19 protein-coding genes are annotated in these 17069 nt (G+C 69.2%); 5 read left to right on the forward strand and 14 right to left on the reverse strand.

The annotated features are described in order from the left end of the window. The first annotated feature begins 78 nt into the window (after positions 1-78). Entirely contained in the window at positions 79-519 is a 441-nt protein-coding gene (locus tag ABN028_RS30505) for a hypothetical protein (RefSeq protein ID WP_349331840.1), read from the forward strand. Between the two features lie 28 nt (positions 520-547). Here ABN028_RS30505 and ABN028_RS30510 read toward each other — a convergent pair whose 3' ends face one another. The 5 genes from ABN028_RS30510 to ABN028_RS30530 form a co-directional block, all read right to left on the reverse strand. Then, positions 548-1360 carry a CPBP family intramembrane glutamic endopeptidase gene (locus ABN028_RS30510; protein WP_349698997.1) on the reverse strand — a complete coding sequence of 271 codons (813 nt, stop codon included), beginning with the start codon at positions 1358-1360 and terminating at the stop codon, positions 548-550. A 72-nt stretch (positions 1361-1432) separates the two neighbouring features. Continuing rightward, a complete protein-coding gene (locus tag ABN028_RS30515) occupies positions 1433-2263 on the reverse strand; it encodes an NAD-dependent epimerase/dehydratase family protein (RefSeq protein ID WP_349331842.1) in 831 nt (276 codons plus the stop codon). A 5-nt stretch (positions 2264-2268) separates the two neighbouring features. Beyond that, positions 2269-2745, reverse strand: a complete 477-nt coding sequence (locus ABN028_RS30520; protein WP_349698998.1) for a VOC family protein — start codon at positions 2743-2745, stop codon at positions 2269-2271. Then, positions 2742-3386, reverse strand: coding sequence for a GNAT family N-acetyltransferase (locus ABN028_RS30525; RefSeq protein ID WP_349698999.1), 645 nt, complete (start codon positions 3384-3386; stop codon positions 2742-2744). Before ABN028_RS30525 ends, ABN028_RS30520 begins: the two co-directional genes overlap by 4 nt. Further along, positions 3383-4381: a trans-aconitate 2-methyltransferase gene (locus ABN028_RS30530; RefSeq protein ID WP_349699000.1), complete on the reverse strand. Its 999-nt coding sequence runs from the start codon at positions 4379-4381 to the stop codon at positions 3383-3385. Before ABN028_RS30530 ends, ABN028_RS30525 begins: the two co-directional genes overlap by 4 nt. A 162-nt stretch (positions 4382-4543) precedes the next feature. Here ABN028_RS30530 and ABN028_RS30535 point away from each other — a divergent pair, with 162 nt between their 5' ends. Both ABN028_RS30535 and ABN028_RS30540 read left to right on the forward strand, forming a co-directional pair. Then, positions 4544-5065 (forward strand): MarR family winged helix-turn-helix transcriptional regulator, encoded by a 522-nt coding sequence (locus ABN028_RS30535; RefSeq protein ID WP_349699001.1) that lies wholly within the window; start codon positions 4544-4546, stop codon positions 5063-5065. A 110-nt stretch (positions 5066-5175) separates the two neighbouring features. Continuing rightward, positions 5176-5628: an RrF2 family transcriptional regulator gene (locus ABN028_RS30540; RefSeq protein WP_349331847.1), complete on the forward strand. Its 453-nt coding sequence runs from the start codon at positions 5176-5178 to the stop codon at positions 5626-5628. Between the two features lie 187 nt (positions 5629-5815). Here ABN028_RS30540 and ABN028_RS30545 read toward each other — a convergent pair whose 3' ends face one another. Both ABN028_RS30545 and ABN028_RS30550 read right to left on the reverse strand, forming a co-directional pair. Continuing rightward, a complete protein-coding gene (locus tag ABN028_RS30545; protein ID WP_349699002.1) occupies positions 5816-6160 on the reverse strand; it encodes a hypothetical protein in 345 nt (114 codons plus the stop codon). 91 nt (positions 6161-6251) lie between these two features. Beyond that, positions 6252-8135: an ABC-F family ATP-binding cassette domain-containing protein gene (locus tag ABN028_RS30550; protein ID WP_349699003.1), complete on the reverse strand. Its 1884-nt coding sequence runs from the start codon at positions 8133-8135 to the stop codon at positions 6252-6254. Between the two features lie 163 nt (positions 8136-8298). Between ABN028_RS30550 and ABN028_RS30555 the strand changes: the two genes are divergently transcribed. Beyond that, positions 8299-9564, forward strand: coding sequence for a mandelate racemase/muconate lactonizing enzyme family protein (locus tag ABN028_RS30555; RefSeq protein WP_349699004.1), 1266 nt, complete (start codon positions 8299-8301; stop codon positions 9562-9564). A gap of 229 nt (positions 9565-9793) precedes the next feature. Here the strand turns inward: ABN028_RS30555 and ABN028_RS30560 are convergent, their stop codons facing one another. Together ABN028_RS30560 and ABN028_RS30565 are read right to left on the reverse strand one after the other, a co-directional pair. Continuing rightward, positions 9794-9997, reverse strand: coding sequence for a DUF397 domain-containing protein (locus tag ABN028_RS30560; RefSeq protein ID WP_349331850.1), 204 nt, complete (start codon positions 9995-9997; stop codon positions 9794-9796). Then, complete coding sequence (locus tag ABN028_RS30565; protein WP_349331851.1) at positions 9987-10871, reverse strand: helix-turn-helix domain-containing protein; 885 nt, start codon at positions 10869-10871, stop codon at positions 9987-9989. The genes ABN028_RS30560 and ABN028_RS30565 overlap by 11 nt, the downstream gene beginning before the upstream one ends. A gap of 270 nt (positions 10872-11141) precedes the next feature. On the opposite strand from ABN028_RS30565, the gene ABN028_RS30570 reads away from it, so the two are divergent. After that, positions 11142-11420 (forward strand): hypothetical protein, encoded by a 279-nt coding sequence (locus tag ABN028_RS30570; RefSeq protein WP_349331852.1) that lies wholly within the window; start codon positions 11142-11144, stop codon positions 11418-11420. Between the two features lie 16 nt (positions 11421-11436). Here ABN028_RS30570 and ABN028_RS30575 read toward each other — a convergent pair whose 3' ends face one another. From ABN028_RS30575 to ABN028_RS30595, 5 genes are all read right to left on the reverse strand, one after another. Then, complete coding sequence (locus ABN028_RS30575) at positions 11437-12096, reverse strand: pentapeptide repeat-containing protein (RefSeq protein WP_349699005.1); 660 nt, start codon at positions 12094-12096, stop codon at positions 11437-11439. Between the two features lie 169 nt (positions 12097-12265). After that, positions 12266-13486, reverse strand: coding sequence for a serine protein kinase RIO (locus ABN028_RS30580; protein ID WP_349699006.1), 1221 nt, complete (start codon positions 13484-13486; stop codon positions 12266-12268). Between the two features lie 411 nt (positions 13487-13897). Further along, the gene (locus ABN028_RS30585) at positions 13898-14839 is read right to left on the reverse strand and encodes a 4-(cytidine 5'-diphospho)-2-C-methyl-D-erythritol kinase (protein ID WP_502877661.1); all 942 of its coding nucleotides are present in this window, start codon (positions 14837-14839) and stop codon (positions 13898-13900) included. Further along, on the reverse strand, positions 14836-15795 hold the full coding sequence (rsmA, locus tag ABN028_RS30590) for a 16S rRNA (adenine(1518)-N(6)/adenine(1519)-N(6))-dimethyltransferase RsmA (protein WP_349699007.1): 960 nt from the start codon (positions 15793-15795) through the stop codon (positions 14836-14838). Before rsmA ends, ABN028_RS30585 begins: the two co-directional genes overlap by 4 nt. Before the next feature lie 75 nt (positions 15796-15870). Beyond that, positions 15871-16974 (reverse strand): resuscitation-promoting factor, encoded by a 1104-nt coding sequence (locus tag ABN028_RS30595; protein ID WP_349699008.1) that lies wholly within the window; start codon positions 16972-16974, stop codon positions 15871-15873. Positions 16975-17069 lie beyond the last annotated feature (95 nt).

A 17069-nucleotide genomic window follows, 5' to 3' on the forward strand; every position in this document is an offset into this window, starting at 1 on the left:
GTCGCCGGGTCGTACGGCGTCGTCAGGTGGCAGGGGTCCCCGTAGTCACGGCCACCGGTGGGGCGCGACAATCGGGCTATGACCACCCAGGATCACGGCAGTGATCAGCAGGATGAACGCTCGCCCGGCTCCACCGGCGCCGATCAACCCGCCGATGACCTCGCAGCAAGCCCAGGCGCGGACGGCATTCAGCCCCCTCCGGCTCGCAAGCCGCTGAACCTCTCAGGCTGGATCGCGCTCGTCCTCGCGAGCGTCGCCTTCGCCGGGAGCCTGCTCGTCGCCTGGCCGCAGGCCGTCCTCCTCGCCGCGCTGGCGCTGGCCCTGTCGCTGACGGGCGTCGTCCGCGTCTACCGCGGCCGGGCGACCAACAAGGCGGCGACCTACACCGCACTGACCCTTGCGCTGGCGACGATCATTCTGGGCTTCGTCTGGGCGGACCGGGCCCAGCCGTGCATCCCGCTGTCCAACGACACCGACAGGTTCAGCGCCTGTTACGCGGACCGCACCGGACTGCTGTGATCCCCTGAAGACATGCGCTGTACGAATCTCACGGCAGCCAACCGACCCGCCCCTTCAGCAGGGCGTACCCCACGAACGCCACCACGTCCAGCAGGGTGTGCGCGAGCACGAGTGGCCACAGCCTGTTGGTCCGTTGCCAGAGCCGACCGAAGATCACGCCCATGATCACGTTGCCGACGAAGCCGCCGAACCCCTGATAGAGGTGGTACGAACCACGCAGTAGGGCCGACACGACCAGCCCCGCGTTCTCGCCCCATCCGAGCTGACGCAGCCGGGTCAGCAGATACCCGACGACGAGGACCTCCTCCGCCCAGGCGTTTCCGGCCGCGGACAACACCAGCGACGGCACCCGCCACCAGTGGTCGCCGAGCGTCGACGGTTGCACGGTCAGGTTGAGGTCGAACGCCTGCGCCACGAGGTAGAGCCCCAACCCCGGGATCCCGATCAGCGCGGCGAGGCCCACCCCGAGGCCGACGTCACGCCAGATCCGGGTGCGATCCAGGCCGATCATCCGCGCCAGGACACCGGTCCGCCACAGCAGATAGATCGCCAGCCCGCCCCAGGCCACCAGTTGCAGGACACCCGCCAGCTGGAACGCGAAGTCGATCAGCTGTTGCGCCGCCCGCGAGGCGTTCAGGGCGACCGCCTGCTTGCTGAGTGGCTCAGGACGCAGCAGGGCATCAAGGAGGGACAGCAGGCTACGCAGGCCGGCCAGCCCCAGCGTCATGCTGAAGACCAGGACCAACTCGAGCACCAACGCCCGCCGTTCGCGGGGGTCGCTCACGATCTCCGGGTGGTCGGGCCGCCGAGGGTCCAGCCAGGCACGTACGCCGTTTCGCACGAGCCGCACGCTATCGGGCCCGCACGGCGAGGACGGCGGGTTTGCCGGCGGACCGGGTGGCGCGGTCCGGTGTCACCTGCCGTGCAGGAGCTTGGCGATGTCGGCGGCGTACCGCTCCTCAGAATTGTCCTGTGGTGCGTAGCCGATCACCTTGCGTGCGTTGGTGATGCTCCAGAGCGTGCGCGCGTTGTCCGAGACGCCGTAGAAGATGTGGAACGGTACGCCGTGCTCGTCGGCGATGTCCCCGGCCTCGATCGACCTGCAGAACAGCTGCTGCAGGTCACGCTCGGAGATGTAGCCGGCGAGGTCGCGGACGTAGCGTTGGGCCGGCAGGTCGCGGAACTTCTCCGCCTCGATCTCGCGGGGTGCGACGATCCTGATCTGGACGACCTCCAGCGCCCGACCCGCGCCGCCGCAGGCGTAGAGGAAGCCGAGGGACTCGTAGGCCGCCTTCGCCCAGCCGTAGAAGTTGTCCGGCCGTGGGTAGTCCTCGGGGCTCACCCGGTCGCGGAGACCTTTGTAGTAGGGCTGTTCGTACCATTTCGCGGCCTGGTTGGTGCTCGCCGCGACCACCCGGCGGACACCGTGGTCGAGCGACAGCTGATAGACGCGTTGCATCAGGTCGATGTTGAGGCGTTCGCCGTCGTACTTCGACTGCGGGTCGTCACCGCTCGGCCGGTGGTACGCGGTGTGGACCACGGTGTCGACGCCCTCGAAGAGCGGCGCGAGCTCACCAGCCGGAGCGTTCAGCAGGTCGGCGACCTCGACATCGTCGCCGGGGCGGACGTCGACGAGGCGCAGGTCGTAACGCGCGCGGAACTCCGGCAGCAGCTGGCCGGCGATGTAGCCGGTCGCTCCGGTGAGCAGGACGCGCGGGCGCGAGGTGGATCCCGAGTCTGACATGAGCCTTAGCCTGGACCATCCGGGCTGAGGATCTCTACCCGGTTGCCATGACCATCAGCGGTATAGAACCGGCGGTGGCCGGGATAGTGCGGGTCCCACTCCACGGGGAAGCCTGCGGCCTCGATCCGATCCGCCACCGCGTCGATGTCGGCGACGAGGAGAGCCGGATGCGCCTTCCTGGCCGGGCGGAAATCCTGCTCGACGCCGACGTGCAATTCGAGCGCACCACCCGCACTCCCCGCACCGTCGGGCGCGGCGGGGGCGGCAGACGCGGCGGGGGCGGCGGGGGCGGCAGACGCGGTAGACGCGGCGGGGGCGGCAGACGCGTCGGGGGCGTCGGGGGCGCGGAACCACGCCCCACCTCGGGCAGCGAGCGCAGGCGGTTTGTCCACCTCGACCAGGCCGAGCGCTCCCCCATAGAACGCTCGCGCGGCCTCCTCACCGCCGGGTGGGCACGACACCTGGACATGGTGCAGCTTCATCCGGCCGCTCCGGCCGCTCCGCCTCCGTCGGCGAGGTAGAGCTTCATGCCGACATGGCTGGCCTTGAAGCCCAGTCGTTCGTAGAACCGGTGCGCGTCGACCCTGGCGCGGTTGCTGGTGAGCTGCAGGCGTACCGCACCCCGTCGCCGCGACTCGGCGACCACCCAGTCCATGAGCGCGGTGCCGATCCCGTGCCCGCGCAGATGTGCGGCGGTACGGACTGCCTCGACCTGAGCGACAACCCCGCCGTGGTACATGAGATGTCGCAGGAACGTGAGCTGGCAGGTCGCGACCACCTCGCCGCCGCGTCCGGTCGGCACTTCGCCGACGAGGAGCAGCGTGTTCGGATCAGCGGTGATCTTATCGAGCGCCGCCACGTAACCCGGTTCCAGACCGTCGTCCGCGACATCGTGGACGAGCCTGGCGGGTTCGCTGGGCTCGCCGGCTGCGCCAGCGGGGACGGTCTCCCTGACCTCGCGAATCGCATCGGCGGCGATGAGCGCCACGATCGTCGCCAGGTCGGCCCGCCGCGCCTCACGCACGACCAGGCCGGTCCTCGGAGTACCGCCCGACGAAGGCACGTCGTCCCGCGGGGGCACGTCGTCCGGCGGGGGCACGCGGTCCGGCGTACGCGCGCTCATCGGCCAACCCTCCGCGCGACAGCGAACACCCGTCGGTACGGGAGGACTGTGCCGACGTCGCGCGGTGGGTACGCCTCACGGAGCCGGGCCTTGTAGGCGGCCTCGAAGTCCGGTCGTACGTCATCGGGCAGCGCCTGCAGAACGGGCCGCGCGCCGGTGCCCTTGACCCATTCGAAGACGGCGTCCTCGCCCTGAAGGACGTGCAGGTAGGTCGTCTCCCAGGCATCGACCTGGCATCCCGCGGCGGCCAGTACGTCCAGGTAGACGTCCGGTCCAGGGGCGCTCGGCCGCTGGCGAACGGGAACGGTGAGGTGGCGCGCCCAGGGTTCCTCGGCGGCGAGCGCGAACAGCGTCCGGTGGCTCGGACTGTCGAAGTTGCCCGGCACCTGGAGCGCGAGCCATCCGTCCCGAGCGAGGTAGCTGACCCAGGTGGGCAACAGGTCGACATGGCCGGGCACCCACTGCAGGGTGGCGTTGGTGATGAGGACGTCGACGGGACGCTCCGGCCGCCAGTCGCGGAGGTCGCCGAGGCGGAACGACAAGCGCCCGGTCTCGCCCGCGGCAGGCGTGCTTGCGGCGGTCTCACCCTGGTCCCGGAGGGCCTGGGCGCGCTCGATCATCGGTACGGACGAGTCGACACCCTCGATGTCGGCGTCGGGCCAGCGGGCGCACAGTCCCGCGGTGAGTTGCCCCGGCCCGCAGCCCATGTCGACGACGTACCGGGGATCGCGGGCGCCGACGCGGGCGAGCAGGTCGGCGAACGGCCGGCCGCGCTCGTCGGCGTACTTGAGGTATTGGCCGGGGTCCCACGCCAGGCCACTGTCGTCGGCGCTTTCGGCGGTGGTGGCGGCGGTGGTGGCGGCGGCGCTGTCGGCGGTGGTGGCGGCGGCGCTGTCGGCGGTGGTGGCGGTGGTGGCGGCGGCGGCGCTGTCGGCGGCAGGGCTGTCGGCTGTGCCATCGGCAGGACTGTCGGCGGCGGTGCTGCCGGTGGTCATGCGTACTCCCTGGTCAGGTTCATGGGCCCGCGCTCCAACTCGGTGTCCGAAGAATTCGGGTCGCACCGCGAGGTAGATAGCTTGACGTCGAGATAGTTTTCCAGGCCAAGTCTCTTGATGTCAAGAGTCTTGATCGAGTCGACGTCGGGCTAGGCTGTGGCGATGGAGACGAACCAGCCGGCAGGCGACCACCAGGACGAGGTCGACCGGCTGGTGACTGCCTGGCGTCGGGAGCTGCCCGACCTCGACGTCTCCCCCTTCGAAGTACTCTCCCGGATCTCCCGACTTGCCCGCCACCTCGACCGCGCCCGCCGGCTGGTCTTCGCCGCACACGATCTCGAAACGTGGGAGTTCGACGTCCTGACCGCGCTGCGTCGGGCGGGGCAGCCCTACGAACTCTCACCCGGTCGCCTGCTCACCCAGACCCTCGTCACCAGCGGCACGATGACGAACCGGATCGACCGGCTGGCCGCGAAAGGCCTGGTCGAGCGACGGCCCGAGCCCGCGGACCGTCGCGGGGTAAGGGTCCGGCTCACCGACGTCGGCCAGAAGCGGGTCGACGCGGCGCTCGCGGGACTGCTCGACCACGAGCGCGCCCTCCTGGCAGGACTGCCAGACGACGACCGCACCCAGCTGGCCGCACTGCTGCGCCGGCTCGTGATGCCGTTCGACGAACAGACGTGAATGCGACGTGCGTACGACACGTCCCGGCGACTACCGCGGGTCCGGCGGGTACGGCGTCAGCAGGCACGCCGCTCCCCCCTAAGCAACCGGTCGTACGCCATGATGTCGGCGTGCAGATTTCGGCTCGCGCAGACTACGCGGTTCGCGCCATGCTGGTGCTTGCCCAGGCCGGTGACATGGTGACCGCGCAGGCACTGGCGGACGGCCAAGGGCTGCCGCACAAGTTCCTGGAGGCGATCCTGGGTGACCTGCGCCGGGCGGGGCTGGTACGCAGCCATCGCGGCGCGGTCGGTGGTTACCGGCTGGCGGCAGAGGCGGACCGGATCACGGTCGGGGACATCATCCGGGCGGTCGACGGGCCGCTCGCCGGCGTACGCGGGATGCGGCCGGAGGAGGCGACCTACGAAGGGGCGGCCGAACACCTGCAGGTCGTGTGGGTCGCGACCCGGGCAGCAGTGCGCGGCGTCCTCGACGAGACCACACTCGCCACCGTCGTGAGCGGCCACTTCCCCGCCCAGATCCGCAAGCTCGCCAACTCGCCCGGCGCCTGGGAACCCCGCTGACCCCACTCTTGCCTGTGGCGCACGCCCCCTCCCGCATCCCGTCGCGCAGGGCCCCCTCCGACGCCTGGGCCCCCGTCCGGCGCGCACGTCGCCTCCCCGTGATCATGATCGTGATCATGAAGAGTCCAGGGCGGTATGGCCCCGTTTACTTTCATGGTCCGGTCTCGCTTCACGATCATGGGACCAGTCATGCCCAGCGCTGTAGCCGGACGGTGATTGCTGGTAGCTGGGCAGGAAGGCCGGCGCGCCACTGTAGGAGTGGGAGTCCGAGGCCGGCGGCGGAACCCATCGCGGCGAAGCCTGCGTCGGCACCCATGGCGGCGAAGCCTGCGTCGGCACCCATGGCGGCGAAGCCTGTGTCGGCACCCATGGCGGCGAAGGCGGCGTCGGCACCCATGGCGGCGAAGCCTGCGGCGGCACCGCGCCCGTGAAGGTCGCGGCCAGGATCGCCCCGCCGGAGGCCATAACCCCCGAGCCCTCTCAGCCGTTCAACGAACTCAGGTGTCGGGCGGGGTCCCGTGGTGTCGTTCAAGAGGCGAGTGTGAAGGCAAACCGGACCATGAAGCTAAGAGGGGCCATACCGCCCAAGAGTTTTCATGATCACGATCATGATCACGGGGAGGTCAGTCGACGGCTTCAGCGAGCTCCAGCCAGCGGGTCTCGACGCTGTCCTTCTCTGTACGCACAGTGCGGAGCTCCTCGTCGAGCTTCATCAGTCGTTCGTAGTCACTTGCGTGGGCGGCAAGTGCGGCGTGCAACTCCTCTTCGCGCGCACTCAGGCGGGTGAGCTGACGCTCGAGTCGGGCGAGTTCCTTCTTGGCTGCCCGAAGCTCGGAGGCGTCGATCGTGCGTACGCCCGAACCACCGCCGGACTCACCAGCCCGACCAGACTCACCAGCCCGACCAGACTCACCAGCATGCGCTGAAACCGGCGTACGACCCGGCCGCCCTTCGTCCACGTCCCGCCGCCGCGCGAGGTACTCCTCCACCCCACCCGGCAGCATGCCGAGGCTCCCGTCGCCGAGCAGCGCCCAGACCGTGTCGCAGACACGTTCGAGGAAGTATCGGTCGTGCGTCACCACCACGACCGACCCAGCAAACCCGTCGAGGAAGTCCTCCACCACCCGCAGCGTGTCGATGTCGAGGTCATTCGTCGGTTCGTCGAGCAGCAGGACGTTCGGTTCGTCGAGCAGCAGGCACAGCAGCTCCAACCGCCGCCGCTCACCACCGGACAGGTCACCCACCCGGGCGCGCAGCAGGTCACCCCGGAACCCGAACCTTTCCAGCAGCGACATCGCCGTGACCTCCGGCCCGGACGTGGGCACCGGCCGGCGCCCGATCGCGCCCGGTCGCACGTTGCCCGGGCGGAGTTTCACGACCCGCCGAACGCCTTCGGCCGCGTCGACCACGGTCGAGTCGTCGTCGAGCCCGCCCAGCTCCTGCGCGAGATGACCGAGCTGGACCGTACGCCCCCACGCCAGCTTTCCTGCCGCCGGCTCGTCCTCGCCGGCCAGCAGTCGCAGCAGCGTCGTCTTGCCGGCACCGTTGACACCCACGATCCCGATCCGGTCGCCGGGGCCGAGCTGCCAGGTCACCCGCCGCAACAACTCCCGCGACCCGCGCACGACGTCGACGTCCGTTATGTCAATCACCTGCTTGCCGAGCCGCGCCGACGCGAACTTCGCCAGCGCGAGCGAATCGCGCGGATCCGGCTCGTCCGCGATCAGCGCGGACGCCGCGTCGAGGCGGAACTTCGGCTTCGACGTCCGGGCTGGCGCGCCCCGGCGGAGCCAGGCGAGCTCCTTGCGCAGCAGGTTCTGCCGCTTCGTCTCGGTCGCGTCGGCCATCCGTTCCCGTTCGGCCCGGGCAAGGACGTACGCCGCATAACCTCCGTCGTAGGCGGCCACCGAGCCGCCGTCCAGCTCCCACGTCGTCGTACACACCGCGTCGAGGAACCACCGGTCGTGCGTCACCGCGACCACAGCTTCACCCCGCGCCACGAGATGCCGGGCCAGCCAGTCCGTGACCTCGAGGTCGAGGTGGTTGGTCGGCTCGTCGAGCAGCAGCAGGTCGTGCTCGTCGACGAGAAGCGCCGCCAACGCGACCCGCCTGCGCTCCCCGCCCGACAGCCCGCCGACCACCCGGTCGGTCGGAACGTCGGCGAGCAGACCCGCCAGCACCTCGCGGGCCTTCCGGTCGCCCATCCACTCGTGCTCGGCCCGCCCGCCCAGAACGACCGACGCCACCGTCGCGCCAGGATCCAGGTCGTCGCGCTGGCCGAGCCTGCCCACCCGCAGGCCGCGGTTCAGCGTGACCCGACCGGCGTCCGGTACCTCCTCCTGGGCGAGCAATGCCAGCAACGTGGTCTTGCCGGCACCGTTCCGCCCGACGATGCCGATCCGCTCGCCCGCTGCCACGCCGAGGCTCACGCCATCGAGGAGCCGCTCGACGCCGTACGCCTTCTCGACGCGTTCGAGGTTGACGAGATTGACCGGGTTGACTGCCATGCGACCTTCCTGTCGTACTCCTGTCGTACGGGCGACGTTCGAGGCTATCCCGGGGTCCAGGTACCGCCACGAAGGCGCTGGTCGCCGGCTGGTCCGAACCTGGCCCCGACGGCTGCCATCACTCCCTCGGCAAGGACCCTCGATCCACGTCAGGATGGAACGCATGGTCGCCCGCCTGAAGATCACCGAGGTCGAACGCATCGTCGTCGACGTACCGTTCACCGACCGCTGCCAGGAGTGGAACGCGCTGCTTCCCAACGTCTGGAACTGGTCCGTCGTCGAGGTCATCAAGCTCAGCACCGACGCGGGAATCACCGGCTTCGGCGAGACCCTGCTCCACTACAGCTGGGGCAAGGTGTCCGACAAGGCGATCGCCCGCGTCCGCGGCGGCAACCCGGCCGACTTCCTCGCTGACGACTCGCTGGGACCCGGCCTGCAGATGGCGATGTACGACGTGGTCGGCAAAGCGCTCGGAGTTCCTGTCTCGGCGCTGCTCGGTCCGCGGGTCCGCGACTGGTGCCCGATCGCCTGGTGGAACACGAAGATGGCGCCCGCCGCACTCGCTGCGGAAGCGGCCGACGCGGTGGCCGCCGGTTACGCCTACCACAAGTTCAAGGCCCGCCCATGGTTCGACGTGTACGAACAGGTCGCGGCGATCGGCGCGGCGACGCCATCGCACTACCGGCTCGACATCGACTGGAACGGCATGCTCCTGCACGCCGGCGAGGCCGTCCCGGTGCTGCGCGAACTCGACCGCGACGAGCGGGTCGCGATCTACGAGACGCCGATCCCGCACGCCGACCTGGAGGGTTACCGGCAGATCCGCGCCAAGGTCGCACGCCCGGTCGCGGTCCACCTGCACGCCCAGCCGTACCAAGCGATGCTCCGGCAGGAGACGTGTGATGGCTTCGTCGTGGAGCGGGGCATCGCCGCGATGCTCCGGCAGAACACGCTGAACGCCGAGTTCGGCAAGCCGTTCTGGCTGCAGATGGTCGGGACCGGCCTCACCACGGCGTTGTGCGCCCACCTCGGCGCCGTCCTTTCCCACGCCCGTTGGCCGGCGGTCACGGCGATGAACAACTACGCCGACGATCTCATCGTCGACCCGCTCCTCATCCGGAACGGCTTCGTCCAGGCACCGACCGGGCCGGGTCTCGGCGTGACCGTCGACGAGGGCGCGCTGGAGCGGTACCGGATGGACCCGCCATACTCGCGACCCGAGCGGCGGCACATCCTGTCCGCCGGCTGGCCAAGCGGCCGGCTCGTGCACTACGCCCACATGCCGGATCTGTGGAAGGACTGCCTCGCCGGCAACTACCCCGTGCAGGACCGTGGCGTGACCTTCGACGTTCGTACCGACGACGGCTCACCGGAGTTCGCCGAACTGTACGCCCGCGCGGACCGCGCACCGGTCCACGACGCCCGATGAGGTCCGCGCGCGATTGCGCCGTGACGTCCTCGTGCGCGTCGGCCGTCTCAACCAGCATGCGAAATTCCGCGGCCCGGACATTCGGGCGAATTCGGGCATCTCCGTACGCACTTTTCGGTACTTATGCGGCTATGCGGAAACCCCCGGACAAGCCGGGGGTTTCCGTTCTTTCATCATATGTAGCGATATTTTGCCGGCACAGAGTACGCACCGAGCAGGACGGCGGCGCTCAGCGCAGGTTGAACTCGCCCTTCTTGGCGCTGCCGACGAAGTTGGACCACGAGCCAGCGCTGAAAACCAGCGCCGGGCCACGCCGGTCCTTCGAGTCGCGAACGGCGATCCGGGCGCCCAGGTCGGCCACTTCGACACAGTTGGACATGCCGATGGACGCGGACGCCTTCCGCCATCTCGCTTTGGTCAGGTCATCCTTCATTTTCGCCTCCTTGTAATTTGGCCATCTCCGAGAGGATGGCCAAGATCTTCTTCCCGGACTGCGCCGGGCTGAGAGCCATCGCCGCCATGTGGTTGAACGCCCGCCCCGCGCGCTCGACGTCCTCCTCCTTCTCCAGGTAGGCGATGCCGGCCTGCCCGTCGGTGTAGACCACGGGAGAGTGAACGTTCTCGTCGAACTCGCAGATCGTGAACGGGCCGATCGTGCCGGGATAGCTGCCCACCTCGAACGGCACGATCTGGAAGATGCACTGGTCGCTCAGCTCGAGCAGCCGCATCAGCTGGCCGCGCATGACGCCAACCTTCCGTCCGGCCGGCCGACGCAGGGCGGCCTCGTCGACGATCACCCAGAGTCGGCTCGGGTCGGTGCGCCCCCTCCAGAACGCCTCCTGGCGGGCCATCCGGATCTGCACGGACCGCTCGAGCTCCTCCGGCGACTCGAATGTGCACATCGCGTCGAGGGCATTGGAATACTCCTCGGTCTGCAGCAGGCCGGGAACGACCATCGGCTCGAAGGTGCGAATCCGCTTGGCGTCCGACTCCAGCGACAGGAAGAACGCGTACTGCTTGGGCATCGAACCCAACGGGGCCCACCAACCGCGCTGCTTGCCCAACCTCTGCAGCTCGTGCAGGAGGTATCTGAGGTCGTCGTCCTCGAGCTTGTACAGCTCGAGGAGAGAGTCGAGCTCAGCCCGGACGACCCCGACCTCGGACGCTTCGATCTTGCGGATCTTGGACTCGGAGCAGTCCAGCCGGTGTGCGGCGTCCAGGTAGGAACACCCGGCGGACTCCCGGAGCTGCTTGAGCTCCTTGCCAAGCCGCCAGCGAGCGATCGTCGGTCCGGTCACTCTGGGCATGCAAACCTCCCCGGTGAGTAACTGCGCCCAAGTGTGACCCCTTGCCCATAGATGTCGCAAGTCCTTTCGCATCGATCAGTTTGGAAATTGTCATTCGGAACTCCCAGGACAGATCAGGAAAATTTACATTGGAAGAGTTACTTGACCATCCGTGGTGATCCTGTCACTCTGGGGGTCCCTACGGGCCGTCGTAGACCCCGGCCCATTCCCTGCGCGGCGGCCCGTAGGACCCAACATCGTTGGGCCGCCTTCACGTCAGATGGAGGGTCAATGCCCGTCGTCACGACAGTTATGCCGTGCCGCTTCCAGCTTTACCGGCATCGCGACGCGAGCGGCGTCTCCGGAACCGGTGTCGTCGCCTGGGGGACCATCTACCCCAACGGGAAGGTCAGCCTCGCGTGGTGCGGCGCCCGTCCGTCGGTCAACGTGTACGAGTCACTCGCCGACGTCACGGCGATCCACGGCCACGACGGTTGTACGCAGGTGATCATGTGTGACGAGCCGCCGCGGACAGCCACCGATCACGCACCCGGCTTCGACTGGTCGTAACACCCGGCAAACGGGGTCAGGGTGTGGTGTCGACCCGCGCACCGTGTGACTCGGCCAGGGCGACCGCGCCCGCCAGGTCGACGTGCGTGCCGTCGAGCTTCGCCGAACTCAGGTCGACCGCCCGCAGGGTGGCACCGCGCAGATCGACTTCCTTCAGGACCGCCCCACGAAACGTCGTGTAGCTGAGGTCGCAGTCGCGCAACTTGGCGCCGGTGAGATCGGCCTCGGACAGGTCCGAGTCGCCGAGACGTACGCCGGTGAGGTCGACGCCGGTCAGGTCTGCGCCCCGCAGCAGCACACTCGACCAGAGGCCACCCGTCACCGTGATCGGCCGCAGGACACAGTCGACGAAGCTGCTCCCTGTGAGCTTGCAGCCGTCGAGCCTGGCCGAGAAGAACGACGTACGCCGAAACTCGCAGCCGACGAACGCCGAATCCGTGTGCGCGGAGGCGTTGAACTTGCAGTTGCCGAACTCGCACCGGTCGAAGATCGCGCCCCTGCTCCGGGTCTCGGTGAGGTCGACGTCGTAGAACACGCACCGGACGTAGCGATGACCGTCGAGCTCACGGCCGTACCAGTCAACTCCGTTGAACGACTCCTCGATGTGCTGCTCAGCCTGGCCCGCCTCCTCGGCTCGCCCGGCCTGCTCAGGCTGCCCAGACTGCTCGTCACTCACGTGCTCATCCTGACTCATCGGCTTCATCTTGACTCGTACCACCGACAAGCCGGCACCACTCCGGTGCCCCGCTCACCTCGGTTCATGATCATGTGGGGATCATGCGCGCGCTCCCGTAGGGAGAACCCCAAGGTCCGCGCACATGATCAGAAAACCGAGGCGCCCACCGTCACGTCACGCCGGCCTCGGCGAGCACCATCGCGACCACCTGGCCCGGGTCCGCGACGTCTGGCGCGAGCCCGCGCGACACGAACCAGGCGCAGATCGTCTGCGCGTCGCGTTCGAGGAATCGGACACCCTGCGGGTTGGTCACGACATCCACCAGCTGCGGCAGGTCGATGAGGACCAGGGTGTCCTCGTGGACGAGCAGGTTGTACGCCGACAGGTCACCATGCGTGTAACCCAGCCGCGCCAGGACCATCAGCGCGTCGAGCAGTTGGTCCCAGAGGGAGGCGAGCTCCGCCGGTTCGGGTCGCAGCTGCGCCAGCCGGGGCGCGGCGGCACCGTCGTTCGTACCCACGAACTCCATCAACAGCTCGGTCCCGATGTGCTGGACCGGGTAGGGCACCGGAGCGCCCGCGGACCACAGCTCGCCCAGCGCGGCGAACTCGGTGACCGCCCACTGCTGTGCGATCAGGTTGCGGCCGAAGTTCGTCCGGTTGGAGAGCGCCCGGGCCTCACGTGACTTGCGGGCGCGGCGTCCCTCGAGGTAGCCGGAGTCCCGGTGGAACAACCGGTGGTCGGCGCTGCGGTAGCGCTTGGAGGCGAGCAGACACGCGCGATCGGTGTCGGGCCCATCTCCTCCGTGCTGCTGGCGCAGCGTGGCCCGTTCGATCAGGAAGACGTCCGCCTCCTTGCCGGTCTTGAGGACGCCGAACTCGGTGTCGACAGCCGCGAGATCGGTGACGAGCCAGTCCGGGTACGGCTCGGGGCCGCGGGGAGCTCCGAGGTCGTCCCAGGTGGTCCACCGGTATCCGGAGGGCGGCCCGTCGGCGATCGTGGCCGCCTCACGTTCCGTGGCGAGTCTGGCGCGGGCCTCCTCGGTCATCCGCCCCCGCGCCCTTGGAGCGGGACCACTCTCGTCCCGTCGACGGCGCATCCGCGTCGCCCTGGGCGCATCGTCGTCGTACGGGTCGAACTCGTCGAAGTCGTCGGCGTCATCCCAGAGGGCACTCGCCAGGCCGGCACCGTCCTCGGCGGGACTGTCCTCAGTGGCGCTGTCCTCGGTGACGCTGTGCTCGGTGACGCTGTGCTCGGTGTCGCCGTCGGTGAGGTCGTACACGACTGCGTCGTGCGGACCGCCGCGTGTCAGGTTCAGGTCGTTCTGGGGGTCGTTCAGGTGATCGTCGGGACGCTCGGAAGAATCAAGATCGAGATTGCGCTTGCGCACAGAAAGCTCCTTCGAGGGAACGCATCCCTCCAGGCGCGCCGCGACGCGAGGGGAGTGCCCGGCGTCAGCGCGGGAGGAGATGCACGTGAGGGCGGGTGCGATACCCAGCCCAGGCGACGGACTTGGCCATGACGCACCTCCTCGGTCCCTCGAACCCGATCACCACGGGATCGATCCTGCCGGCGTGACGCCGACGCTGCTGCGAGCATCGCGGACCGCGATGCCGTCCGGGCAACCTTGCCCGAACGCGGCGACGAGGCGCAACCGATTTCGTCAACCCGCGCGCGGTCAGTCCCCGGGCGTTCCCTGAATGACCTCACCTTGCGCCGCAGTTCCCCACGATGCGGGGCAAATTCACCGCGCATCGTGGGGAATGATCACGTATACGTGATCACTCCCTACGCGGGCGGGTCAGGCGTCGACGATCCGGGCGCCTGGGACTGGGCCGGAAGCCCTGCGTACGGTCGTGCACACGCCCGACCCCGCGAGCCGGGCCGCCAGATCCGTGGCATGCTCCTCGCTGCGGGCGAGGAACGCGCAGGTCGGGCCCGACCCTGACACGATGGCGCCGAGCGTGCCGAGTTCCTCACCGGCCGCCAGCACCTGCCCCAGCCGACTCCGCAGGCGCAACGCCGCCGGTTGCAGATCGTTGGCCAACGCCTGGCCGACGCCCCTGGTGTCGCCGGTACGCAGTGCCGACATCAACGGCCCGGGGACGCGCGGCGGAAGGACGGCGAGGTCCCCCCGCAGCCGGTCGAGCTCGGCGTAGACGGCGGGAGTCGACAGGCCGTTCCCGTCGAGCGCGAAGACCCAGTGGTAGCTGCCGCGTGCGAGGGCCGGCGTCACGATCTCGCCGTGACCGGCACCCACCGCCGTACCTCCGACCAGGCAGAACGGCACGTCGCTGCCCAACTCCGCCGCGAGCTCGAGGAGGTGCGACCGGTCGAGTTTCGTCCCCCACAACGCATCGCAGGCCACGAGTGTCGCGGCCGCGTCGCTGCTCCCGCCGGCCATGCCGCCGGCGACCGGGATCCCCTTCCGGATCTCGAGCGCCACGCCCGCGTCGATCCTGGTCCGGGTGGCCAGCAGGGCAGCCGCCCTGACAGCCAGGTTGTCGGCGTCGAGCGGGATACCGGCCACGGTCTCCGGCGACTCGTCGGCGCCGCGGACCGTGACCGTGATCCCGCCGCCCGGGAGAGGGGCAGCCGCCACCTCGTCGTACAGGCTCACCGCCTGGTAGACCGATGCCAGCTCGTGGAACCCGTCGGAGCGGGGCGGCCCGACCATGAGCGCCAGATTCACCTTCGCCGGCGTACGCACGACCACGGCACGTTCCGCACTCACCGCACTCACCGGCTGGGCTTCCTCTCACTCGTCCGTGCATCGTCAGACTGGTTGTGCTCGATCCTCGTCGCCCGAAGTCCCTCGGCGATCCGGGCGAACGCCGCCACGTCGAGTCGTTCGCCTCGGTCGGCCGGGTCTACTCCGGCGCTCCGCAGCGCCTCCTCGGCCAGCCGTGGCGAACCGGCCAGCCCGGCCAGCGCCGAGCGGAGGGTCTTGCGCCGCTGCCCGAACGCGGCGTCGACCACCGCGAAGACCTCGTCCCGCGACGCGCTGGTCGAAGGCGGTGGGCGCCGGGTGAACGCCACCAGACCGGAGTCGACATTGGGCTGCGGCCAGAAAACGGTACGCCCCACCAGGCCGACCTTGCGGACCTGTGCGTACCACGCGGTCTTCACGCTCGGGATGCCGTAGATCTTCGACCCGGGCGCGGCGGCGAGCCGCTCGGCGACCTCCAACTGGACCATGACGAGGCCGTGCTGGATCGACGGGAGGTGAGCGAGAACCTCGAGGAGCACGGGTACGGCGACGTTGTACGGCAGGTTGGCGACCAGCGCCGTCGGCGCCCCCGGACCGGTCAGGGCACCTGCCCGCTCGGGCAGCCGGGTCAGCTGGAGCGCGTCAGCGTGGACGACGGAGAGCCGGTCGGCCTGCCCCGGCGCGAACCGCGCGACCGTCCGCGGCAATGCCGCCGCCAGCGCCTCGTCGATCTCCACCGCCACGACCTGCGTGACCGCGTCGAGCAACGCCAGCGTCAGCGAGCCGAGCCCGGGGCCGATCTCGAGGACGACATCACGCGAACCCACGCCGGCGGTCCGTACGACGCGCCGGACCGTGTTGGGGTCGGTGACGAAGTTTTGGCCGCGCTGCTTGGTGGGGCGAATCCCCAGCTCACCGGCCAGCGCACGCACCTCCGCCGGCCCGAGGAGCCTCGGGCCGGCGGAGGTCGCGCCAGACGCCTCGCTCACGGTGGGAACGCTATCGGTCTCCCACCCGGGCGCCTGCGCGTACTCGCCCTCAGCTGAAGGTTTCGGTCCTGCCTCTCAGCTGAAGAGCCGGCTCCCGCAGACGGGCCACTGACCTGCGCCCGACCGCTGGTAGAGGAGCTTCGCGCGGTAGGTCTGCTCCGCCGAGGAGTTGTCGACCGGGTTCCCGGACCCGCCGACCGACTCCCAGGTCGACAGCGAGAACTGGTACAGCCCGTAGTAACCCGCGGGGTTGACCGCGTCCGGGTTGCCACTGGACTCGCAGTCGGCGAGGGCCGCCCAGTTGAGGCTGTCGACCGAGCCGCCGACCGAGCCTCCGCCCGAGGGACGCTCCTTGGTGCCGACGACGACCACCCTGTCGACCGGCTTGGACACCACCCGCTGGGAGAGGACCTTGGTGCTGGCCTTCTTGCCGTCGACGTAGACGATCCGAACGACCTGCGCCTTCGTGCCTCGCTCGCCCGAGCGTTCGACCTTGCTCTGGTCGTCGTACATCGACGAGTCCTCCTTGCGGACCGTCTTGTACGGAATCGCGACCGTGATCTGGCGCGTACGGGTGTCGATCCGGTTGATCGAGATCGTGACGCCGTCGTCGACCATGGTGGACAGGGCGGGTCTGATCCTGTCGTCGGCGTCGATCTTGACCTTGGCGGCGGCCAGCGCCTCCTCGACGGTGAGGACGGGTGCCGAGATCCCGGTCCGGGTGCCGTCGTGCTTGACGACGATGCGTTTGACCGTACGCACGTCGACGCCGAGACCCTTCCGGCCGATCCCGACCGAACGGCTGGCCGACATCTTCGCTCCGGCGAAGCGGACGCCGAGATCGTTGAACGCTTCCCCGACGCTCAACGCGGTCACCCAGTGGGTCTGCTTCCTGCCGTCGACCATGAGTGTCAACGGGCGGGAGTAACGGACCGCGATCCGGCTACCGTCCGTGATCTTGGTGGACGGACCCGGCGCCACGAGATCGCGATCGCTGACCGGGATCTCCGCTGCTTGAAGAACGTCGGCCACTGAGGAGCCGAACGTGTGGACGGTGCGATCCTTGCCGTCGACCGAGACAGTGACGGCCTTGTCAAGTGTGGCGTAGGCGGCGCCGCTGAGACCAAGTGCCCCTACGACTGCGATGCCAACGGCACCGATCAAACCCTTCTTATGCACGGTGCTCCGATGCTTGCGCTTTCCGGGCACGGGCACGAGTGGCGCCAGCAAGCGGCAGTGTCGGCGCCCTCTCCCCTCCCCTTGAGAGGACACGA

This window comes from Actinopolymorpha sp. B17G11 (genome assembly GCF_040196095.1).
In the GTDB taxonomy this organism is placed as follows: domain Bacteria; phylum Actinomycetota; class Actinomycetes; order Propionibacteriales; family Actinopolymorphaceae; genus Thermasporomyces.